24 protein-coding genes are annotated in these 21,129 nt (G+C 61.8%); 13 read left to right on the top strand and 11 right to left on the bottom strand.

Features of this window, described 5'->3' with window-relative positions:
* Window positions 1-98 precede the first annotated feature (98 nt).
* Window positions 99-1,019, bottom strand: coding sequence for an HNH endonuclease (locus tag QWE_RS18930; protein WP_006727783.1), 921 nt, complete (start codon window positions 1,017-1,019; stop codon window positions 99-101).
* A gap of 66 nt (window positions 1,020-1,085) precedes the next feature.
* Window positions 1,086-3,095 carry a putative bifunctional diguanylate cyclase/phosphodiesterase gene (locus QWE_RS18925; RefSeq protein ID WP_240532584.1) on the bottom strand — a complete coding sequence of 670 codons (2,010 nt, stop codon included), beginning with the start codon at window positions 3,093-3,095 and terminating at the stop codon, window positions 1,086-1,088.
* A gap of 323 nt (window positions 3,096-3,418) precedes the next feature.
* Here QWE_RS18925 and QWE_RS18920 point away from each other — a divergent pair, with 323 nt between their 5' ends.
* Window positions 3,419-3,769, top strand: coding sequence for a DMT family protein (locus tag QWE_RS18920; RefSeq protein WP_006727781.1), 351 nt, complete (start codon window positions 3,419-3,421; stop codon window positions 3,767-3,769).
* Window positions 3,770-3,830: 61 nt separating this feature from the next.
* Here QWE_RS18920 and QWE_RS18915 read toward each other — a convergent pair whose 3' ends face one another.
* A complete protein-coding gene (locus QWE_RS18915; RefSeq protein ID WP_006727780.1) occupies window positions 3,831-4,268 on the bottom strand; it encodes a hypothetical protein in 438 nt (145 codons plus the stop codon).
* 146 nt (window positions 4,269-4,414) lie between these two features.
* On the opposite strand from QWE_RS18915, the gene QWE_RS18910 reads away from it, so the two are divergent.
* Window positions 4,415-5,182, top strand: coding sequence for a helix-turn-helix transcriptional regulator (locus tag QWE_RS18910; protein WP_006727779.1), 768 nt, complete (start codon window positions 4,415-4,417; stop codon window positions 5,180-5,182).
* A 6-nt stretch (window positions 5,183-5,188) separates the two neighbouring features.
* Here QWE_RS18910 and QWE_RS18905 read toward each other — a convergent pair whose 3' ends face one another.
* Window positions 5,189-5,578 (bottom strand): acyl-CoA thioesterase, encoded by a 390-nt coding sequence (locus QWE_RS18905; RefSeq protein WP_006727778.1) that lies wholly within the window; start codon window positions 5,576-5,578, stop codon window positions 5,189-5,191.
* Between the two features lie 177 nt (window positions 5,579-5,755).
* On the opposite strand from QWE_RS18905, the gene QWE_RS18900 reads away from it, so the two are divergent.
* The 6 genes from QWE_RS18900 to QWE_RS18875 all read left to right on the top strand — a co-directional run bounded on the left by QWE_RS18900 (window position 5,756) and on the right by QWE_RS18875 (window position 12,359).
* Window positions 5,756-7,570 (top strand): methyl-accepting chemotaxis protein, encoded by a 1,815-nt coding sequence (locus QWE_RS18900; protein WP_006727777.1) that lies wholly within the window; start codon window positions 5,756-5,758, stop codon window positions 7,568-7,570.
* 152 nt (window positions 7,571-7,722) lie between these two features.
* Window positions 7,723-8,523, top strand: a complete 801-nt coding sequence (locus QWE_RS18895) for a hypothetical protein (protein WP_006727776.1) — start codon at window positions 7,723-7,725, stop codon at window positions 8,521-8,523.
* 407 nt (window positions 8,524-8,930) lie between these two features.
* Entirely contained in the window at window positions 8,931-9,755 is an 825-nt protein-coding gene (locus tag QWE_RS18890; protein WP_006727775.1) for a sulfite exporter TauE/SafE family protein, read from the top strand.
* A 118-nt stretch (window positions 9,756-9,873) separates the two neighbouring features.
* Window positions 9,874-10,347, top strand: coding sequence for a peptidoglycan-binding protein LysM (gene lysM / locus QWE_RS18885; protein WP_006727774.1), 474 nt, complete (start codon window positions 9,874-9,876; stop codon window positions 10,345-10,347).
* Between the two features lie 312 nt (window positions 10,348-10,659).
* Window positions 10,660-11,274 (top strand): hypothetical protein, encoded by a 615-nt coding sequence (locus QWE_RS18880; protein WP_040300651.1) that lies wholly within the window; start codon window positions 10,660-10,662, stop codon window positions 11,272-11,274.
* Window positions 11,275-11,279: 5 nt separating this feature from the next.
* Window positions 11,280-12,359, top strand: coding sequence for an XRE family transcriptional regulator (locus QWE_RS18875; RefSeq protein WP_006727772.1), 1,080 nt, complete (start codon window positions 11,280-11,282; stop codon window positions 12,357-12,359).
* Window positions 12,360-12,480: 121 nt separating this feature from the next.
* Here QWE_RS18875 and QWE_RS18870 read toward each other — a convergent pair whose 3' ends face one another.
* From QWE_RS18870 to QWE_RS18855, 4 genes are all read right to left on the bottom strand, one after another.
* Window positions 12,481-12,780, bottom strand: coding sequence for a type II toxin-antitoxin system RelE/ParE family toxin (locus QWE_RS18870; protein ID WP_006727771.1), 300 nt, complete (start codon window positions 12,778-12,780; stop codon window positions 12,481-12,483).
* Window positions 12,777-13,058: a ribbon-helix-helix domain-containing protein gene (locus QWE_RS18865; RefSeq protein ID WP_006727770.1), complete on the bottom strand. Its 282-nt coding sequence runs from the start codon at window positions 13,056-13,058 to the stop codon at window positions 12,777-12,779. The genes QWE_RS18870 and QWE_RS18865 overlap by 4 nt, the downstream gene beginning before the upstream one ends.
* 311 nt (window positions 13,059-13,369) lie before the next feature.
* A complete protein-coding gene (locus QWE_RS18860) occupies window positions 13,370-14,395 on the bottom strand; it encodes a GlxA family transcriptional regulator (RefSeq protein WP_006727769.1) in 1,026 nt (341 codons plus the stop codon).
* Between the two features lie 346 nt (window positions 14,396-14,741).
* Entirely contained in the window at window positions 14,742-15,020 is a 279-nt protein-coding gene (locus QWE_RS18855; protein WP_006727768.1) for a hypothetical protein, read from the bottom strand.
* 99 nt (window positions 15,021-15,119) lie between these two features.
* Between QWE_RS18855 and QWE_RS25345 the strand changes: the two genes are divergently transcribed.
* The 3 genes from QWE_RS25345 to QWE_RS18840 all read left to right on the top strand — a co-directional run bounded on the left by QWE_RS25345 (window position 15,120) and on the right by QWE_RS18840 (window position 16,837).
* Complete coding sequence (locus QWE_RS25345; protein ID WP_157790737.1) at window positions 15,120-15,371, top strand: hypothetical protein; 252 nt, start codon at window positions 15,120-15,122, stop codon at window positions 15,369-15,371.
* Window positions 15,372-15,410: 39 nt separating this feature from the next.
* Window positions 15,411-16,307, top strand: coding sequence for a LysR family transcriptional regulator (locus tag QWE_RS18845; RefSeq protein ID WP_006727766.1), 897 nt, complete (start codon window positions 15,411-15,413; stop codon window positions 16,305-16,307).
* 95 nt (window positions 16,308-16,402) lie between these two features.
* Complete coding sequence (locus tag QWE_RS18840; RefSeq protein WP_006727765.1) at window positions 16,403-16,837, top strand: acyl-CoA thioesterase; 435 nt, start codon at window positions 16,403-16,405, stop codon at window positions 16,835-16,837.
* A gap of 4 nt (window positions 16,838-16,841) precedes the next feature.
* Here the strand turns inward: QWE_RS18840 and QWE_RS18835 are convergent, their stop codons facing one another.
* Both QWE_RS18835 and QWE_RS18830 read right to left on the bottom strand, forming a co-directional pair.
* On the bottom strand, window positions 16,842-17,471 hold the full coding sequence (locus QWE_RS18835) for a histidine phosphatase family protein (protein WP_006727764.1): 630 nt from the start codon (window positions 17,469-17,471) through the stop codon (window positions 16,842-16,844).
* A 45-nt stretch (window positions 17,472-17,516) separates the two neighbouring features.
* Window positions 17,517-18,242, bottom strand: a complete 726-nt coding sequence (locus QWE_RS18830) for a pyridoxamine 5'-phosphate oxidase family protein (RefSeq protein WP_040300649.1) — start codon at window positions 18,240-18,242, stop codon at window positions 17,517-17,519.
* Window positions 18,243-18,306: 64 nt separating this feature from the next.
* Between QWE_RS18830 and pdxR the strand changes: the two genes are divergently transcribed.
* Complete coding sequence (gene pdxR / locus QWE_RS18825) at window positions 18,307-19,758, top strand: MocR-like pyridoxine biosynthesis transcription factor PdxR (protein ID WP_052018227.1); 1,452 nt, start codon at window positions 18,307-18,309, stop codon at window positions 19,756-19,758.
* On the opposite strand, the gene QWE_RS18820 is transcribed toward pdxR, so the two are convergent.
* Window positions 19,696-20,322 (bottom strand): TetR/AcrR family transcriptional regulator, encoded by a 627-nt coding sequence (locus QWE_RS18820; RefSeq protein ID WP_006727761.1) that lies wholly within the window; start codon window positions 20,320-20,322, stop codon window positions 19,696-19,698. The genes pdxR and QWE_RS18820 overlap by 63 nt on opposite strands.
* A gap of 98 nt (window positions 20,323-20,420) precedes the next feature.
* On the opposite strand from QWE_RS18820, the gene QWE_RS18815 reads away from it, so the two are divergent.
* Window positions 20,421-21,017 carry an NAD(P)H-dependent oxidoreductase gene (locus QWE_RS18815; RefSeq protein ID WP_006727760.1) on the top strand — a complete coding sequence of 199 codons (597 nt, stop codon included), beginning with the start codon at window positions 20,421-20,423 and terminating at the stop codon, window positions 21,015-21,017.
* Window positions 21,018-21,129 lie beyond the last annotated feature (112 nt).

Here is a 21,129-nt window from a genome sequence, read left to right as displayed (position 1 = left end):
GCTGCGGCAAAGGGAAGGGGCCGGGCCAGGATAATCAGAACAAAAACGCAACAGGAAGAGGTGGTTCTTGCCAGCGTGGTGGCAGGAGGGAAAGGGTCTCAATGCTTGAAGACGTTGTCGCGATGCCAGCCAAGATAATGCGGGTGCGGCCGCAGATGTAGGGCGGTCGGGACCAGCGCCTTGCCGTCCTTGACCAAGAGGTGGGAGATGTCCTCGTTCAGCTGGCGGGACTGCAGGATGGTGAAGTCGTCTGCCAATGACAGGAGGCCGCGATCGAACATCCAGTGGACGGTGCCTGAGAGAGCGATGCCGTTTTGCACGGAATCGTTTCCGCCGCGCTCGACAGGCACGATATGGGCTGCCTCCACTTCGGGACGTCCTCCGCCGTTGATCAATCGAAGCCCGGTGAAGGCGCAGGTTCGATCGTAGACTCGGCGGATGTGCTGGCGGAACTTGGCGTCCCGGAAGGGGCGATTGATTGTGCTGGCAATGATCGGCCGTTCATAGCCGTCTGCGACATAGTCGGCTTGCGCCGGCTCATCGACTTCGAAGTAGGTCAGGGGGGCGGCTGGCAGATGACTGTCTCCCGCCTGGTCGATCCTTTGGGGCCACTCATCGGGTTCGGACAGGCCCCTGTTCACCAGGGCAGCAAATTCACCGTCACTGATCACTCGGACTGCCTGGACGCTGCGCCCGGGGTTGATGCTTCCATCGGGGCTTACCAACTGTCGCTCGAACCCTCCGTTTTCGCGGTAGTCCAGTGGACGGTCAAAATCGATGTAGTCAGCCAGCCTGGCGTAATGGTGGTCCGGGAGATCGTGGTCGTCATCGATTGCAGTGACCCTCGCAAGACCGGAGTAATAGCGACTCGGCATGCCTGTCAGGGGTCCGTAATAGACGATCCAGTCACCCAGAGCTTGCTGCACTCGGGAAAGGTACATCTTCGGGAAGTGATAAAGCTGTCCTCGGACATCCTTATAGCCGCTCCCGTCCTTGTGGTAGAAAATCGCCTTTGCCATGGCCGTCCCGAGTCATTTCGCTTCGCCACTATGCAGCCGTGGTCGGTGGACGCAACCAGCGTTCGATCACGCCACCGACAGATGTTTCGCTCTTGTCTTGCGCTTGAGCGCGGTTGGCTGGTGATCGGTGATCCAGGTGTCGAGGGCGCTGGCGGGCATGGGGCGGGCGAAGAGGTAGCCCTGGGCGATGCTGCAGCCGAGGCGGGCGAGGATGGCGGCGTCTTCGGGTGTCTCGACGCCCTCGACGACGATGTCGAGGGAGAGGGACTGGCCGAGGCTGACCATGGCGGAGATCAGTTTCTGGTTGGTCTCGCTCCGGGCGACGTCCTTGACGAAGCTGCGGTCGATCTTCAGGCGGTCGACCTTCAGGCCGATGAGATAGGCGAGCGAGGAGTGGCCCATGCCGAAATCGTCGACGGCGAGCTTGTAACCGTCCTGTTCCAGCCGCTTCAACTGGTCGTCGGCCAAAGCGGGGTCGAGAATGGCTTCCTCGGTGATCTCGATCTCGAGTGCGGACGGTGCCACCCCATGGGCGCTGGTGACACGCTGCAGCATGCAGGGCACGGAATAGAGCGCGAATTCGCGCGGCGAGACGTTCAGCGCCACCGTGACATCGCCGAGGCCGAATTCGGGCAGGCGGCGGGCGAGCAGGCAGGCATCGCGGGCGATGCTCGCGGTCAGCTGTTCGGACAGATGCACCGTGCGTGCGGCGTTGACGATTTCCGGTGGTGACACGAAGCCGAGCTGCGGATGCTGCCAGCGGACCAGCGCTTCGAAGCCGGTGATGCGGCGTGTGGTCAAGTCGACCTGCGGCTGGAACCAGGCGCCGATGGCGCCGGTCTGGATGGCGCGGTCGAGGTCCTGCTCGATGATGCGCTTGCGTTCGGCATTGCGGCGGAGATCCGGGTCGAACTCGCGCAGCTGGCGACGGTCGGCGCGCTTGGCGTCGTATAGCGCCATGTCTGCGCAGGCGAGCAGTTCTTCGGCGTTGTCGGCGTGATCGGGATAGGCGGCGAGGCCGACGCTCAGTCCGACGACGGCCTGGCGCTGGTGCCAGTGGATCGGCCGGCGGCTTGCCTCGAGCACGGCGGCTGCATGGGTGCGGGCGCGATGCAGGGCATCCGGACCGCTGACGACCACGGCGAATTCATCGCCCCCGAGGCGGGCGATGAGGCTGCCGTCCTCGACGATCGAGGAAAGGCGGTTCGCGATCTCACGCAGCAGGGCGTCGCCGGCGCTGTGGCCGAGCGTGTCGTTGATCGACTGGAAGCGCTCGACGTCGAAGATGAGCAGGGCCACCTGTTCCTTGACGACGGCGGCGCGGGCGATGTCGCCGGCGAGGCGTCCGTGAAAGAACATGCGGTTGGCAAGGCCGGTTAGCGTGTCGCGGTTGGCAAGAGCCTCCAGCCGCGAGTTCTGGCGCAGGATGTCGCTGTTGGCACGGGTCAGACTGTCGGCAAGTGTGGTCGCCTCATGGCGCGCGACCTGGCTGCTGACGAACATGCGCTCCGCCCAGATGCTGCGGCGGATGAAAACGAAGATCATCAGGCTGAGGCAGAGACCGACCAGCACGTCATTGGGGCGCCAGTTGCCGATCAGGTTGACCATCAGGGAGAGCAGGATCGGGATGGAGTAGCTCAAGGCCAGCGGCGTATAGCCGATCTGCTTGATGACCGATCCGGCCGCCATGCCGCCCATCATCAGAAAGAGCGGGGCATGGCTCCCAAGCGGTTCGAAGTCGTAGACGGTCCAGGGTAGGGCGGCCCAGACGACGCCTGAGGCGAGCGCGCCGAGCGAGAGGATGGTCAGGCTGCTCTGCGGCGCCGACAACAGCTTGCCGCGCCGATTGAGCGCATTCAATGCATAGGCCCTGCACGCGACAACGACGACCGCCGCCGCGTACCAGACAAAGTTTGCCCATCCTGCCTCATTCTGGATGTGGAGGATGAACAGGCAGACTGTGAGTGTGATCAGGTTCAGGATGAGTGTGGAGCGATAGCCGTCGGCGATGTCCGCCACCTGGGCTTGCAGCACTGCCGGCACTGTTCCGCCGCTTCGGTTCTCGTTCAACCACATAAAACAAAACCCATACCAATCGCAATAAAACATCAATAACAAGAGCGACTTAACGGGGTGTTATCGAGGCTCTGCGCAATTTAACTAGAAATCATCGGCAACTTTTTGGTGGTGCTAAAATGTGAGTTCGCGTCGCTTTTTGTGCACGGTCGCTCCGGCCTTTTCAGGCGCGATTCCGTCCTCAGGTTGTGAGGGTGGCGCGCGGGCGGGTTTCGGAGGCGGACGAGAATGACCCGTCCCATATTCGAGCCAATTTGATATGTAGGTATCTGCAGGCGACTCATGGGTCGTCTGCATCTCCCCCTCCATCTCACGAGTTCTCCATGCCGAGCCTCTCTCCCGCCGCTCTCTGGCCGATCCTGCTCCTGTCGCTCTCGAACGTCTTCATGACATTCGCCTGGTACGGGCATCTCAAATACAAGACTTCCGCCCTCTGGATCGCGATCGTCGCGAGCTGGGGCATCGCCTTCTTCGAATATTGCCTCGCCGTTCCTGCCAACCGGATCGGCGCGGAGGTCTATTCGGCCGCGCAGTTGAAGACCATTCAGGAGGTCATTACCCTGATCGTCTTTTCCGGTTTCTCGGTGTTCTTCCTCAAGGAGAGCCTGACGATCAATCATGCGATCGGCTTTGCCCTGATCGCTGCGGGCGCCGCCTTCGTGTTTCGCGGATGAGAAAAAGGCGCGGCCAAGGTCTGGCCGCGCCGTCTCCTGCCAGATCTTGTGCTGCTTCCGCCTAGCCTGCCGTGGCGACCCGATCGGGGCCGATGCGCCAGGCGGGAAGGACGATGGCAGCCAAGAGGATGGTGTTGAGCAGCACATTGACGCCGGCGCCGGACACGAAGGAGCCGGTGCTGTCGACAATGTACCAGGCAAGAGCAGACTCGATCATCAGCAGCCGGGTCAGCCGAGGGTCGACCGGCAACAGGCGGTCGAGGATAAGCCACATCATGACACCCCAACCGACCATCACACCCCCGCCGATCGCCGCGAGCACGCGGGCCGCCGGTGCGTCGATGGTTTGGGCGCCGTCAAAGGGCCAGAAGACCGCGTCGGCGAGAAGGGTCGCCGGCAGCGAGGTGGCCGGATGGGCGCCGAAGGCGACAAGCAGGCCCAACAGCATGATGAAAAGGCTGGTGAGTTTCAGCCAGGTGGCGGCAAATTCATGGGACATGTTCGATCATCCTTTATGGTTGCGATGGCGTGACCATGGCCGCCGACCGGTAGCGCCCGCAATTACTCCAGACGTAAGTGACTGCGCGCGCTGCCTGTGCCAGAAATTGCGGATTCCCGGAGCGACGCAGTGACAAGGAGACAGTCATGACCAGTGATTTCGGTGGCCAGCTCCGCACCTGGCGTGGCAAGCGGCGGATGAGCCAGTTGCAGCTGGCGCTGGTTGCCGATGTCTCTGCCCGGCACATCGCCTTTCTCGAAACGGGACGGGCGAAGCCGAGCCGACCCATGGTTCTGCGGCTCGGCGAGGCGCTGGAAGTGCCGCGGGCCGAGCGCAACCTGATGCTGGATGCGGCGGGCTATCGTGCGGCCTATGCCCGCCGGCCGCTGGACAGCGTGACCATGGCGCCGATCCGCAAGGCTATCAGCCACATGATCGCCGGGCACATGCCTTACCCGGCCTTCGTCTTCGATCGTCACTGGACCGTGATGGACGCGAATGCGAGCGGTCACGCCATGTTGTCAGGCTTCAGGCTTACGGCCGGCGACAGCTTCATCGACTTCCTGCTGCAGCCAGGACGGGGCGTCGAACTGGTGGAGAACTGGCATGAGGTTGCCGGGCATCTGGCGGCCCGTTTTCGCCTGGAAAGCGCACATGTTGGCGGCGATCCCGTGCTGGATCGCGCTGCCGACGGGCTGGCTCTTCAGGCGGGAGAGGGCGATCACGGCGGAGGCGGCGACCTGCCGCCGGTTCTGGCGGTGTGCTTTCGCTTCGGCGGGATGGTCTATCCGATGTTCTCGACGATCACGCAGTTCGGCACGGCTGATGACATCGCGCTGGCCGATATCAAGATCGAAATGTTCTTTCCGTCGGACGAAGCCTGCGAAGCTTTCTTCCGCAGCATGGCCGGCTGAGGCCGGTCAGGCCTCGGGCACCGGCGTCGGCTTGCCGTCTGCATCGAGCGCGACCATGACGAAGGTCGCTTCGGTGACCTTTTCCATGACATGGGTCAGATAGCGCTGGGCCCAGGTCTCGACCTTGAGGGTCATGGAGGTGCGGCCGACGCGGGCGATCTCTGTATAGACGCAGAGCGTGTCGCCGATCTTCACCGGCATGGCGAAGGCCATTTCCTGAACGGCGGCTGTGACGACACGGCCGCGGGCACGCTCGGCTGCCCGGATGCCGCAGGCAAGGTCCATCTGGGCCATGACCCAGCCGCCGAAGATATCGCCTGCCGCATTGGCGTCTGCCGGCATGGCCAGCGTTCTGAGCGTCAGTTCTCCGGTCGGTGTTTGCATTGTGCCGATCATGATTCTGTTGAGACTCCTCTGTGTGCGACGCAGAGAAGATCGCGAATCCGTCACGGCGCCACTAATAATTTTCATGGGTGAAAATGAACCTGTCAGATTTGATAGGTCCGCATTTACGGAGTTTAGAACTGATAAATATCAAAATTTAGCATTCCAATCATAATGGGGGTGGAGAATATGAAATCGGTGTCTCTGTCAGTGCGGCTTTATGCACTGGTCGCACTGGCTCTGGCGGTTCTGGTGGGCGCGCTGACTTACAGCCTGTTCCAATCGTATGACACGCTGGTCCAGGAGCGCCGCATGGGGCTGGCGCAGATCAACGACAACTCGGTCGCGATCCTGAACAAGTATCACAAGATGGAGCAGGACGGCACGCTGACGCGCGAGGAGGCGCAGGAGCGGGCGAAGGACGTCATCGGCGCGATGCGCTACGAGCCCGACGGCTATATGTGGATCAACGACATGCAGCCGGCGATGGTGATGCATCCAATCAAGCCGGAACTGAACGGCAAGGATCTGAGCCAGAACAAGGACCCGAACGGCAAGTTCCTGTTCGTTGAATTCGTCAATACCGTGAAGGCCGGCCAGGAAGGCTTCGTGGATTATTACTGGCCGAAGCCGGGCTTCGAGGAGCCGGTCGAAAAGCTCTCGCATGTCATCGGCTTCCAGCCCTGGGGCTGGGTCGTCGGCACCGGCGTCTATTCGGACGACCTGGCGGCGCTCTTCCGCCAGACGGCCATTCAGTATGGCGTACTGATCCTGGTTGCGACAATCGGCATGGTGCTGTGCGCCTATCTCGTGGTCCGCAGCGTTGTGCTGCCCATCAACCGTCTGAAGGCGGCGATGAGCGACATCGCCGAGGAGCGGGTTGATATTGAGGTCGGTGGTACGGATCGCCGCGACGAGATCGGCGGCATGGCGCAGACGCTGGTCGTGTTGCGCGACAGCGTGCGCGAACGCATCGAGCTGCGCGACCGCGAAGTGGAGCAGCAGGCGAGCCTTAACGGCGAACGCGAGCGCAACGAGCTCAACCTGCGTACTTCTTCCGAGCGCCAGAACCATGCGATCAATGCACTGGGTTCGGCGCTGGAGCGTCTGGCTGAAGGTGATCTCACCGTGCAGATCGGCGTGATCGGTTCGGAATATGAAAAGCTGCGCGACGACTTCAACCGTGCGGTCGACTCGCTCGGCGGGGTCATTGCGGCGATCAACCAGACCAGCGACGTGGTGACCTCTTCGGCCGGCAACATCAGCGAGGCGACCAACAACCTCTCCAAGCGCACCGAGCAGCAGGCGGCGGCGCTGGAAGAAACGGCGGCGGCTCTCGACGAGATCACCGCAACCGTTCGCACGGCGGCGGAACGCGCCAATGAGGCACGCCAGATGGTGGCCGAGACCAAGTCGAGCGCCAACCGTTCCGGCGAGATCGTCCGCAGTGCGGTCGATGCCATGGGCCGGATCGAAGGCTCGTCGCAGAAGATCAGCCAGATCATCTCCGTGATCGACGAGATCGCCTTCCAGACCAACCTGCTCGCACTCAATGCAGGCGTCGAAGCAGCACGGGCCGGTGAGGCAGGGCGCGGCTTTGCGGTCGTGGCGCAGGAAGTGCGAGAACTCGCGCAGCGTTCGGCGAATGCGGCGAAGGAGATCAAGACGCTGATCAGCGCATCGGCAGCCGAAGTCGATACTGGCGTCGGCCTCGTGCGCTCCACGGGCGAGGCGCTGCTCGAGATCGAGGCACTGGTCAACCGCGTCAACGAGAGCGTCAACACGATCGCGACCGCTGCCAAGGAACAGGCGACGGGCCTGGCCGAGATCAACACCTCGGTCAACCACATGGACCAGATGACGCAGCAGAATGCGGCCATGGTCGAGGAAACCTCGGCTGCCGGCCAGTCGCTGGCGGAAGAGAGCTACAATCTTCGCCAGCTGCTCTCGCGCCTGAAGGTGAATGCCACGCAGGCCGTGAGCGGGCATCGCCGGGCGGCGTAAGCGTCAGGCTTGACGAACAGATGAGGGCCGGCGGAGCGATCTGCCGGCCTCAGTTTTTGCCCTCAATTCCTTCCCCGTTTCGTTCATGGCGCATTAAGCCGGGACGCCCTATGCTGGCGAAAGTTGTCCCATAAGGGGCCATCGAGGGTGAAATGAGTGTTGCGTTTTCGTCCCTTGGCCGCCGGTTCACGGCTGCCGTTTTCTCCGTCGTTTTCGTCGCCGGCTGTTCCGGTAGCGATCGCATTCCCTTTGCCGATGTCGGAGGGCCGCGCGCCGGCGATCAGCTGATCGGCAAGGTCGATCGCAGCAAAGACGGGCGTGTGCTGGTCGGTCGCGTCGGCGACCCGCAAGCTGAGGCGGCGGCTTATGTGGCGCCGGTGGCCCAAAATGGTGGCGCCCAGGGGCTCGACTATCTCGACACGCCCAATCTCGCAGACAGCGATGCACCGCAGGCCGCGCCTCAGCTGGCGGCGGCGGAGCCTTTGCCCGGCGATGACGGTCAAAGCCGGACGATGAGCGCCATGGCCATTCCGGAAGGCGGCGTCAACATCGATGGCGCGCTCGGTATTGGGTCAGAGCCTGGAAATTCCGATGTCAGTTATGCCGATGCGACGAGCCCCGTCGGGGTGCAGCCGCAGCTGGTGACGGAGGCCGGCGCGATGGCGATTGCCGAGGGCAATACCAGTCAGCCTGTGGTCGACGGGATCGGTTTCGACGAGCCGACGCAGATCGTCACGGGGCCGAGCGCGGCTCAGCAGCCGGTCATAGCGGAAACCCAGGTGGCAGAGATGCCGGAGGAGGGCGGGATCCTGCCGCTGTCGGTGGATAGCGGCAATTCCGGCATGGATGATCCGGCGCCGGTGTCGAGCCGGCGGGTGGCGGCGTCTTCGAAAGCGCGGGCGCCTGCGGGCAAGGACTGTTCGCTCTATCTCGACAAGCGGAACTGCCGCTAAGGGTTTGCAGCAGCTTAAGTTGCTAATTCGCAAAATGCCTAATGGTGTGGGGCTGGTGGCTCGTGCCGCCTGCTTTTCCGCGTGCTTTGCCGGTTTTGATCCGGCGTGACATCAAGGCCCCTCCCAACCCTCCCCACAAGGGCGAGGGCTTAACCCGGCGGTGCCGTTGAGCGATGCTGCGCAGGCTGGCAATCGTGCAGCCTTCAGATCCGCCTGCAATTGATGCGCTGCGTGGAAGAGCCGTACCGGAGCGGCCGAGGGCGGGCTTGCGGGCGCGACAGGGAGGGCCTAGAGGCTGGACGAGGGTGCGGGGCCCAACCGCGACAGCCGCGGTCGCGCGGGGCCGTGCCCGATCCTGCCGCTTTCCTCGCCGCCCGGCCGGGCGGTCCCATCTCCGGAGTGAGCCTATGCCGCCGATTGCCGATATCCTGTTTTTCGTCGCTCTTCTGGTGGCGGCCGGAGCCGTGGCGGGTCTACTGGCCGGCGTGTTCGGGATTGGCGGGGGTGCGGTGCTGGTGCCGGTCTTCTACCAGGTCTTCGGTTATGCCGGGATCCCGGAGGAGGTGATCATGCATCTGGCCGTCGGCACCTCGACGGCGCTGATCGTGCCGACCTCGATCCGCTCGTTCCAGGCGCATCGCAAGCGCGGGGCTGTTGATATGGACCTGCTCAAGGGCTGGATGATCGCCGTGCCGCTCGGCGCGCTCGCCGCCACCGTGGTCGCGGCCTATGTCTCCAGCGCGGGGCTGAGACTGTTCTTCGCGGTGATGGGCCTGGTGCTCGCTGCGCGTATGCTGTTTCTCTCCAACCGGATGCATCTGGGAACGGAACTGCCCGGCCAGCCAGCGCGGTTTCTCACCGGTTCGGCGATCGGGCTCTTTTCCGGCCTGATGGGGGTCGGCGGCGGGGTGTTCAACAACACCTTCATGACGCTTTACGGTCGGCCGATCCACCAGGCGGTCGCGACATCATCGGGCGTCGGCGTGCTGATCTCGATCCCGGCCTTTTTCGGCTTCATCTATGCCGGCTGGGGCGAGGCCGGCCTTCCGCCGTTTTCGACCGGCTATGTCAACTGGATCGCCTTTGCAGTGATCTTCCCGATCGCCATGCTGGTCACGCCCTATGGCGCCCAGCTGGCGCATCGGCTGAACAAGCGGCAGCTGGAGCTGGGCTTTGCGGTGTTTCTGCTGTTTGTGTCGGCGCGGTTTTTCTGGAGCCTCTATGGCGGGTGATGCCGGACAGGCATTTCGATGCGATTTCGATAAAACAGCAATGGCTTCTTGAGTTTGTCGTGAAGCTGGTCTCTCCTGTCTTGACCGATCAACGGTTGAGACAGTGAGGAGACGGAAAATGGGATTGTTCGATTTCATCAAGAGCGCCGGCAAGAAGCTCGGGATCGGGGATGACGACGCGGCGCCGGATGCAGACGCCGTGCAGAAGGAACTCGCCTCGCACGGGCTTGGCACCGATGCCGTCAAGGTCGAAGTGGTCGAGGACAAGGTGGTGCTGAAGGGGACGGTCAAGGACCAGTCGATCTTCGAGAAGGCCGTGGTCGCCGTCGGCAATACGCTCGGCATTTCCAAGGTCGAGGCCGGCGAGTTGACGATCGCCGAAGCGCCGGACGCGACCCCGGTCGCCGCCAAGGATCCGGTCTTCTACACCGTCAAGAAGGGCGACAATCTCTGGAAGATCGCCGAGGCGCAATATGGCAAGGGCAAGGGCGCGAAGAATACGGTGATCTTCGAGGCCAACCGGCCGATGCTCAGCCATCCCGACAAGATCTATCCGGGGCAGGTGTTGCGGATTCCGGACTTGGAGGGGTGAAATTGGGGTGGCGCGCGCGCCAGGCTTGGGAGCGTACTCGTCGGCGTGCTGATTTCGATCTTGCCTTTTTTGGCTTCATCTACGCCGTCTGTGGCGACGGCGTCCTGCCGCCCTTTCTACCGGCTTCGTCAACGGACACGCCGTTGCGGTGATTTTTCCGTTACGACGGTGGTTGGTCCCGTATGAGGGGTCAATCAGACCGCCTGTTCATTCGGATAAAGAACGGGAATTGAATTTGAATAATTTATGTTGATTTTGCAAAAATCGGAGCGCAATAATCGAGCTCTCGGGTTCTTTGGAGATTCGCTGCTCATGACCAGCATGTCGATGGATGAAGTACAGGCAGTGTTAGCGCCATATCACAGTCAAATACAGCGGGTCGTCGTTGACAGTTACGAGGAGTGGCAACGAGTTTCAAGCTTTCGCGCCATGAGCGGATATAGTCCCGTTCTGTATTCTAGAACTATGGCAAATTATGTATTTGACGCTATCGCGCGTAATGCTCAATCGACATTCAGCTGTGATAGGACCGTTCTAATTCGTCAGGAGAGCCAGACGATTAAATTCATTTTCGGTGGAAAGGTGATCGTACGTTTCAAGAAAGGGGATGAGGATAATTTGGGCAAGAATATCTTGACGCAAGCTGTCCTTGATTATCTTGACCCGCAGCAGATACTTCCCGGATTTCCGCCAGAGGCCGCTAAAGTTGAGATTGTCTGGTCTTCTAACGAGATTGGAACTTCCATAGAGGAGATCTTGGTGGTGGCTCGAGATCGTCACGCTCTTCTCTGGTCATATCGGATTGATGATGAGGCTGGTGGAGTGGATGAATCTGGCGTATTGCCGTTCCCCACTGGTCCCGGCCCGGACGAGTTCTCACCGTTGGTAGTCATAAAGCCACGGAAATCGGAACGCGAAAGCAAGTAAAAGCAATGGCCACATTTGGTGATCTGCTGCGCCTCGCAAGGCAATTGCGAGGCTACACGCAGAAGAAAAGCGCAGAAGATCTGGGTATCGCTCAGGCCGTGCTATCAAGGTTGGAAAACGGTTTGATAGAGCCTGACGCCGACCTATTTATTAAGGCTGCAAATACATTTCAGGTTCCAGTGGAATTTTTCAGCATCACTGATACCGTTTATGGGCCACCCGTGAGTGTTCATGCAATGCTTCGCGGCAAGGCAGACGTCTCTGCCCGTGATGTTGATATGATTACGGCCGAATTGAATGTCCGCTTAATGCATCTGCGACTGTTCCTTGAGAACGTAGACTTCAATCCAGCCATGTCTTTGCCAAATCTTGATATTGAGCGCTATGAATCGCCGGAGAACGTGGCGGCGATTGTCCGTGCTCATTGGAAATTGCCGCGTGGCCCGATCAAGAATCTTACCCGGATCTTGGAGCAAGCAGGAGTAATTATCGCAGAAAGCGATTTTCATGGCGCTGGCGTGAGTGGGGTGACTTTTGCGGTGCCTGGACGCCCCCCGATTATCTTGATCAACCGTGGTCATCCTGCTGATCGGATACGCTTCACGTTGGCTCATGAACTTGGGCACCTTGTGATGCACCAGTTCCCAACAGCTGAGATGGAGGACGAAGCAAATAAGTTCGCGTCCGCGTTTCTGCTGCCTGCTGAGGACGCTAAAGAGAGCTTTTCGGGACGAAAAGTAACCCTTGAGTTGCTGGCATCACTAAAGAAAGAGTGGCGCGTGTCCATGCAAAGTTTGCTGTTTTGTGCTCAAAGAACAAAAGTCGTTTCAGACAATCAGGCTAAGTATCTTTGGCAGCAAATCAGCATGAGGGGCTGGAGGACGCGCGAGCCAGCGAGCCTAGATTTTCCTCATGATCCACCGACGGTCTTGCCAACTATAATTAAGGCACACGTGTCGGATCTGGGTTTTGCTCTAGACGAGTTAGTCAAGATGTCGCGAGTATCTCGTCGAGACTTTGAGGCAATGTACGGGGACCTCCATGGTGAAGGACCGATGCGGCCGAGGCTTAGAATTGTCACGTGAGTCCTGTTACGCTGCCGTTCTACCTATAGAATCCTCCATAATTTACTCGCGTTTTGAAGACTGTGCTTCATGATTTGAATGTAAGTCAGTCGGCAGATGGGCGTAATCTTGTTCCGGTTCTTTACGTTGATGCAGGCAAGTTCACTCCGCCGTAAAACACGCGCAAAATTTCGACGCGCTCTGCTGTTACCGTGAAGGCGATGGTGACGCGCCTTTCAAAGCCGATAATCCTCAGGTCTTTGCGGATATCGTCGCGTTTCGTGCCGCGCTCTGAGCCCAGATCGAGCCCGCGACATTTCTGCTCGATGCGCTGGATGTAGCGAAAGGCAGTTGCCGGATCGGCTGCGGTGGCGATGGTGTTGTAGATCCAGAGGAGGTCGGCTTCTGCTTCCGGGGCGAAGACAACATCGCGGGGTTTCATTTGCCGCTCTTCACGCGCGTTTCGTGATGCGCCCTGAGCCGCGCGAAAACCGTTTCGGCTGGGATGCCCCTGTCCGGGTTTTCCTGCATGGCGTCATACACGGGAGCGACGTCTTCGCGGAGCCAGCGTTCGAGCGATTCCTGCTGGGTCTGGAGGGCGCTAAGGCCGGCGCTGATAACGTCGTTTGCCGAGGCATAGGTGCCCGACTTTACGAGGTGATCGATATAGTCGGACTGCTCAGGTGGCAGGTCGAAGGCGCGTTTTTCGGTGGGGGCCATGGCCGGTCTCCATGCGATAATGGGTTGATTGTAGCATGGTTGCGGCGGGAGTTGGAGCCTGTTGGGGGGCGTCTTGTGGCTGACACCCTCCCCTTGAGGGGGAGGGTCGGAGCGTAGCTCCGGGGTGGGGTGAGCGGGTGGTGGCTGGCATGTATTCACCCCACCCGCGCGTTCCGCGCGACCTCCCCCTCAAGGGGAGGTTGGGTGTGGTTGGCGTTTTACCGTGGGGTACCCCCCCCTCTGGCCTGCCGGCCATCTCCCCCACACGGGGGGGAGAGCGGACCCGCGAGGCCTCTGGGTGGGCTCGTGGCTTACACCACCACTCCCGTCCGATTGCTCGACATCGTCAGCTTGCGTTCCGCGCGCTCCTGCTGGGGCGAGCGGTTGTAGAGTTCGCGGTAACACTTGGAGAAGTGGGAGGCCGAGACGAAGCCGCAGGCGACGGCGACTTCGACGACGGGCATGGAGGACTGGACGAGCAGGTGGCGGGCGCGGTCGAGGCGGATTTCGAGGTAGTAGCGGGCGGGGGAACGGCCCATTTCCTGGCGGAAGAGGCGCTCGATCTGGCGGCGCGAGAGGCCGGCGTCGTCCGCGATTTCAAGCAGCGACAGCGGTTCTGCGAGATTGGCTTCCATCAGCTCGATGATCTGCAGCACCTTGGAATTCTGCACGCCGAGGCGGGCGCGCAAGGGAAGGCGCTGGCGGTCATTGGCGGAGCGGACACGGTCGGTCAGGTGCTGTTCGCAGACGCGGTTGACCAGGCCTTCGCCGAAATCCTGGCCGATCAGGTTCAGCATCATGTCGAGCGAGGCGGTACCCCCGGCGCAGGTGTAGAGATTGCCGTCGACCTCGTAGAGGTCGGCATAGACTTCGGCCTGGGGGAAGGTTTCGGAGAAGCCTGGCAGGTTTTCCCAGTGGATGGCGCAGCGCTTGCCATTCAACAACCCGGCCTGCGCCAGCACATGGGCGCCCGTACAGAGCGAGCCGACGGCGACATTGCGGTTATAGGCTTCGCGCAGCCAGGCATTGACCGACTTGTTGTTGAACTCCTCGACATAGATGCCGGAACAGACAATCGCCATGTTCGGGCGGTTTTCGCCGCCGAGGAAACGGCGCTCGTCGGCGAGCGAGGAATTTACCTCGATGCCGATGCCGGAGGAGGAGTAGACCTTCTGGCCATCGACCGAGGCGAGGCGCCACTCATAGGCGGCATAACCCAGCATGCGATTGGCGATGCGCAGCGTCTCGATGGCGCCGGCAAAGGGCAGAAGGGTGAAATGCGGGACGAGGAAGAAGACGATGGATCGCTTCTTGGTTTGCGGCTGTATCTTGCTCATGATGATGCCCTGATGTCCTTGCTGCCGTTCCCTTGTTTTGCAGGCATGCTCCGCCTGAATCGATCGGCGCGATTGTCGTTTTACGACATTGTCATCCTATCGCGCGCCGCGTCCGCATCGGCAATTGCTAAAGAACGACATTTTCCGACTTTTTTCAGGCTGCGACGCCGTGAGCCAGGCGCCTGACGCGGCTCGGCGGCAGGTAATTGAAAAACCTTGATTTCGCGGACCCGGGGTGGCTTGGCCTGGGATGCGAGCACTGCCCCGTTTGCGACGCGGTGGGGCGGCTGCGTCGCGAACGGGGCGTCGGGGCGGCGCAGATAGTCGCCGGGGTCAGCGGCCGTTTTCAGCTGATCGTGTCGCCGGAAGGCCAGCCGAGGTCCTTGCGCAGGTCGAAGGGCAGGGCTTCGAGGGCGGCCGCGTCAAGACGCCGGCGGCGGTGATCGGCGATCGCGCGGGACAGGGTCCGGATGAGGGTCACGAGGCGATCGGCGGCGTGGCTTGCGCGCTCGTCGAGCGTTCTGGCGGCGGCGGTCAGGCCGACGCTGTCAGTGCTCGCGTTCAGCCGCGGGATTGTCCGGGTGACTGGCCGAGGCAAAGGGGTGTCGCAGCAAACCATGGTCATGGTCGTTATCCTCTTGGTGGCGGCCCGTCTTTCGCTCTGTCGCCCGGGCCTGGCTCTGTTTTGCTCGCCTTCATTCCATCAATCAAACGAATGTTTCTGATGTTTTTCATTCTGAAAACTGATCAGTTGACGATGGCGGGTGAGGCCGAGATCGTCGCGCAGGGCGGGGCCGAGGATGGCGAGCGCCTCGCGGGTCTGCTTGCGCACGGCATGGCGGCGGGTGTTGCTGAGCAGTGTCTCAAGCTTCCGCTGGACGGTCTGGAAACCCTGCTGTGTCATGCGGCAATCCTCCTCTCTGCTGTCGATGGGGAGAAGGATGCGCCCGGATTGACATTCAATCAAACGCAATAGTATCGTTCTCAAGTTCAATTTTGTTGAAGGTCAATCCTCATGACTCTCATGCTGCGCCAGCCGCTTCCGCTGCTCGACAATGACGTGCTCCGGACCTTCGTGGCAATCGCCGAGACTGGCAGTTTCACCACCGCCGCCGACCGGGTCTATCGCACGCCGTCGGCCGTCTCGATGCAGATCAAGAAGCTGGAGGAGCAGCTGAATGTGACGCTGTTCTTACGCGATGCGCGCTCGGTGACGCTGACGGAGAGCGGCGAGGTGCTGCTTCCCTATGCGCGGCGGATGCTGGCGCTGTCGAACGAGGCGGTGGGGCGCTTCCGCATGCCGGAGATGAAGGGGGTCGTCAGGCTCGGCGCGCCTGATGATATCGGCGAGCGCTTCATGCCGACGATCCTGCGTCGCTTTGCCGAGCTCTATCCGCTGATCATGGTGGATCTGACGGTCGACACATCGGGTGCGCTTCGGCGCCGGCTTGCCGAGCAGCGGCTCGACCTGACGCTGGTCAATTGCGCGCCCGGCCAGGTGGTGCATGAGGGCGAGGTGATCCACCAGGAGCAGCTGGTCTGGGCGGGTGCCAAATGCGGCACGGCGCATCTGCGCGATCCGCTGCCCGTGTCGATCTGGGAGGACGGCTGCTGCTGGCGGGCGGATGCGCTGGCGCGGCTCGACAAGGACAAGCGGCCCTACCGGATCGCCTATCTCTCGGCGCATACGATGGCGCAGCGCGCCGCCGTCATTGCCGATCTCGCGGTCGCGCCCTTGCCGCGCAGCTACCTCACCGACGACATGACGGCGCTGGGTTCCAAGCATGGGCTGCCGGAGTTGGGCTCGTTCGAGGTGCGGTTGCTCACCGGCAAGGAGACGTCGGAGACGATCCAGGCGGTGGCGGATAGTGTGCGTTATGCCTTTTCCGAGATGATCGGGATGGCGGCGTGAGCGGTCAGCGATTGGCGGCTTGTGGAATTAGGTAAATGCCGAATTGAGTGTTGACCAATAGGCAGTAGGTAGTAGGCAGTAGGAATTGCGTGCAGATGAGTGAAGAGACGAAGGGGCTACGGCTCGAGGATTTTGCAGGCCAAGCTTACGACAAGCTGCGTTATGGCGACACGGACCGGCAGGGGCATGTCAACAATGCGGTCTTTGCGACCTTCATGGAAACGGGTCGTGTGGAGCTGATCTACAACCCCGATGATCCGTTGCTCGAAGACGGGTTTTCCTTCGTGCTGGCCAAGCTTGACATCAACTATATCGCCGAGGTGCTGTGGCCTGGCACGGTGGAGATCGGCACGCGGGTGATGCGGGTCGGCCGGTCGTCTGTCTCGATGCAGCAGGCGGTGTTTCAGGCGGGCAAGCTCTGCGCCTCGGCCGAGACGGTGGTGGTGCATTTCGACCAGACGACGCGCAAGTCGCATCCGTTTTCGGAAGGCCAGTGGCTCAAGCTCGAGGGGTGGATTTCGGCGGCGTGAGCGGTCAGGGGATGGCGATGAGATGGTCTCTCTCGCCCAGCGTCACCACGGCGCGGCTTTTCCACTGGGTGTTTTCAGCGAGATGGGTGATGCTGCCGGAGGGGACGGGGAAACTGACCCGACCGAGGCAGTCGATCGGCATGCCGATCCACCAGGCGATGATGAAGGTGAGCGCAAAGCCGTGGGTGACCATGACGAGGGTGTCTGGGGGATCTGCCTGCAGTGCATCCATGGCGTCGTAAATGCGGGTGCCCATTTCTCGGCGGGTTTCGGCGCCGTCGATGCCGCCGGTGTCGTCGAGGCTGCCTTCGTCCGGGACCGGCAGGCGGCGGCTGTCGAGCCAGGCCTGTGGCTTTCCTTCGGCAACTCCATAGCTCATCTCGCGCAGGCCGGGCGTCAAGCAGGGCTTAAGACCAAGGCTGCGGCCGATGATTTCGGCGGTTTCGCTGCAGCGGAGGAGGTCGGAGGAGACGAGCGACGGGGTCTTTCCGGCGCAGAGTTCGGCGATGCGGGCGGCGATCGCGTCTGCCTGGCGGCGGCCGAGATCGGTAAGGCCGGTATCGTACCAGCCACCGACGCGGTCTTCGACATGGTGGATCGATTGCGGATGGGTGACGACGTATAGGGTCTTCATGCGGGGCCTCGCTTTCGCAGCGCGCCCCGCAAAAAAGGGGCACGTTCAGCCCAGCTTTTCGTAGAGGCCCTGGCTCTCCGTCAAGACCTCGTCGAGGCGTCGGCCCGCTTGAAAGTGGGCGAGGTGGTCGGGGACGATCACGCCTTCTGGGACCTTGGGGCAGATTTCGGGCTGGCCGAGCCGTGTCTCGACCGGGATGACGCCGGCCCAGACGCGGGCATCGACATCGGCGGGGTCATCGGAGACGCCGCCGGTGCGGATCTTGGCCGAGGCTTCCTCGATGCGCATGCCGATGACCATGGTGCCCTTGGCTTCCTGGGGGTCGTTTTCGCGAAGCAGGTCCGTGCGGCCGGGATAGAAGCGGTCGACGACGGCGTCTAAGGCTTCCGCCTTTTCTTCCGGGTCATCGATGATCTGGGCGGTGCCGAAACACATGGCGGAGCGGTAATTGGCGGAGTGGTGGAAGCCGGAGCGGGCGAGCACCAGGCCGTCGAGATGGGCGACGGTCAGGCAGACGGGGATGCCGGTCTTCTGGGTCTTCAGCATGCGGCTGGCGGACGAGCCGTGCCAGAACAGCCAGTCGCCGTCGCGCCAGTGGATTGTCGGCGTGCAATAGGGCTGGCCGTCGATGACATAGGCGACGTGACAGAGCAGCGCCGCATCGAGCACGGCATAGACGGCGTCGCGGTCGTAGGCTGCGCGCTCATGCAGGCGCTTTGCGCGGTTGCGCGGGGTGACGGGGAAGGATTGCGGATCGGGTCTGTCGTTCATGCTTGCCTCCTGACGGCTGATGCGGCAGGGATAGTTGCTGTGATTGGTCCAAAGAAGATCCATGATGGTCAAAAATATCCGAACCAATTCCGACTGGTCTGCGAGCACGCCCATGATACCCGCACAAGGTCCGCGGCGACTGGCGCTCTATCGCTCACTGCGCGGGCTGATCGAAAGCGGGCAGATGAAGCCCGGCGACAAGCTGCCGACGACACGGGACATTTCGAAACGTTTCGGCGTGTCGCGCGGGGCGGCCGTTGCGGCCTATGAGATGCTGGTGGCGGATGGTTTTGCCGAGGCGCGGGTGGGGGCGGGGACCTACGTGGCCGAGGCCGTGCCGTTGTTGCAGGCGGTGCCCGAGCCGAAGGTGATCGAGGTTCAAGAGGTGTCAGCGCCGCTGCCCGGGGCGCTCGGATGCTCGACGGCGGACGAGACGACGCTTCGCATCTTCCGCATGCTGATGAACCGGCATCTGACGCAGCCTTCGGCGCGGCATTTTCATTACAATGATCCGGCGGGGAGTTATGCGCTTCGGGTTGAAGTGGCGGCTTACCTCAAGGCGGCGCGCGGGGTGGTCTGCGAGCCGGACCAGGTGATCATGACGGCGGGCACGCAGCAGGGGCTTGATCTGGCGGTCAGGGCGCTGCTGAAGCCTGGCGATCCCGTGTGGATCGAGGATCCTTGTTATGCGGCGGCCCGCGAGCTCTTCGAAGGCACGGGCCTATCAGTGACGCCGGTGCCTGTCGATGGCGAGGGGATTGATGTGGCCTCAGGGATTGCGGCGCGGCCGGATGCCAAGGCCGTTTATGTGACGCCGTCGCATCAGTATCCGCTGGGTGTGACGCTTTCGATGGCGAGGCGGCTTTCGCTCATCGACTGGGCGCGGAAGGCGAACGCCTATATCATCGAGGATGACTACGACAGCGAGTTCCGCTTTGCTGGGCCACCGCTCAGCGCGCTGCAGGGGATCGATGGCGAGGGCCGGGTGATCTATCTCGGGACCTTTTCCAAGACGCTGCTGCCGGGTTTCCGGTTCGGCTATCTCGTGGTGCCCCGGCATTTACGTGAGCGGGTGCTGACCATTCGCCGGCTAACCGATCGCTTTCCCTCGACGCTTGCCGAGGATGCGCTCACCGAATTCCTGCGCGACGGGCATTTCTCGGCGCATATCAAGCGGGCGCGCAAGCGGGTGAAAGCGGCGCGGGATGCGCTGATAGAGACCTTGCGCTGCGATCGGCTCACCGTGACCGTGCCGGAGCAGGGCCTGCATCTGGTGGCGGAACTCGACGGGGCGGAAGACGATGTGGCGCTGGCGGGACAGGCGCGGGCCGTCGGTTTCGGCGTCAAGGCATCGTCGCCGCTTTATCATGGCGAGACGATAAGGCGTGGGCTGGTGATCGGCTTTTCCGGCTTTGCGCCTGACGTTTTGGCAGAGGCGGCCCGGCGTTTCGTGTCAGTGCTTCAGACTTTGCCGATGCCCGACGCCGTCGACCCAGATCGTCAGCATCTGCGATAAAAGCTCTTGCGGTGGAGCCGGGTTCGGCCGCGACTGCTTGAGCCCTTCCGACATTTCGAAGACGATGACTTCGTGGAAGAGCGCCTGGACACCCCGGGCATAGAGGCGGGCTTCGTCCGGCGTGAGAGCGGGATAGGCGCGGATGAAGAGGTCTGCGACCTGATCTTCCACCTCGAAGCAGAGGCGCATGAAGGTTTCGGTATAGGGGCCGGTGACGATGGCCGCCTGGCTGAGATAGAGCCCGGCAAAGGCCGGCTCGCGGCAAAAATAGGTGAGCCAGGGGCTGAGCAAAGCGACGAGCTGGGTGTCGAGCGGTGTTTCGGGATCGATGCCGACGCCTTTACGGCCGGCTTCGGCCAGCTGCTCGATCTCGGTCAGGCCGAGGGCCGCCAGGAGGTTGGTCTTGTCGCCGAAATGGGCAAAGACGCTGGATTTCGCGACTTTCGCGGCCGTGGCGATCTGGTCGATGCTGGTCTGCTCGTAGCCCTGACGAGAAAACAGATCTGACGCGGCGGCCAGGATCTGATCCCTGGTCTGACGGCTGCGGGTCTGGCAGAGCTTCATGCGCGATTCCTTTTGGTCGAGCCTACGCCAAATATATGTTGACCGCGGTCAATTTCGTCTTCATAAAATGACCACGGTCAAAAACACGAGTGATCCTCATGTCCTTTCTGTCGCGCGATGCCCAGCCCTCCCGTCTTCTGGTTCTGAACGGCAATCCGGCCAGGGATGCCCTCTGCGGCGCCATGGCGGAAAAGATCGCTGCGGAGGCGCGGCGGCGCGGGCAGACGGTGCGCCTCGTGCATCTCGAGGATCTCGACTTCGACGCCAATCTCCGCCTAGGCTATCGCGCTCGCATGGAATGGGAGCCGGACTTGCAGGCCTTTGCCGACAGCCTGACCTGGTGCGACCGGCTGGTCATCGTGCATCCGCTCTGGTGGGGATCGGCGCCGGCGCAGTTGAAGGGGCTGCTGGATCGTGTCCTGATGCCCGGCTTCGGCTTTCAGTATATCGAGGGCAAGGCCTTCCCGAAGCCGCTGCTCGCTGGCCGCAAGGCGCGTATCGTCATCACCTCGGATACGCCGACCTTCTTTCTCAAATGGTTTTACGGCAATGGCTGGGTGAAGGTGCTCAGGCGGCAAATTTTGGGCTTTTGTGGCTTCAAGGATCTGAAGGTGATGTATTTCAGCCCGATCCGCGGGGCGAGGCCGGAGGCGCTGGCGAAGATGGTGGAGGATGCGGCGGGGATTTTGGGGTGAGGGGGGATTGGCCGCTTTGGGCGTTCGGCCACCGAGTAGCTGTCGGGCGGTAAAGGGTAGATAGTAGATCCTGGACCAAAGAGACGATTCGACCTGCAAGGCACCTGTAGTT

The organism is Agrobacterium albertimagni AOL15 (assembly GCF_000300855.1).
Classification (GTDB): Bacteria; Pseudomonadota; Alphaproteobacteria; order Rhizobiales; family Rhizobiaceae; genus Allorhizobium; species Allorhizobium albertimagni.
This window is presented reverse-complemented; position numbering and strand designations above follow the sequence as displayed.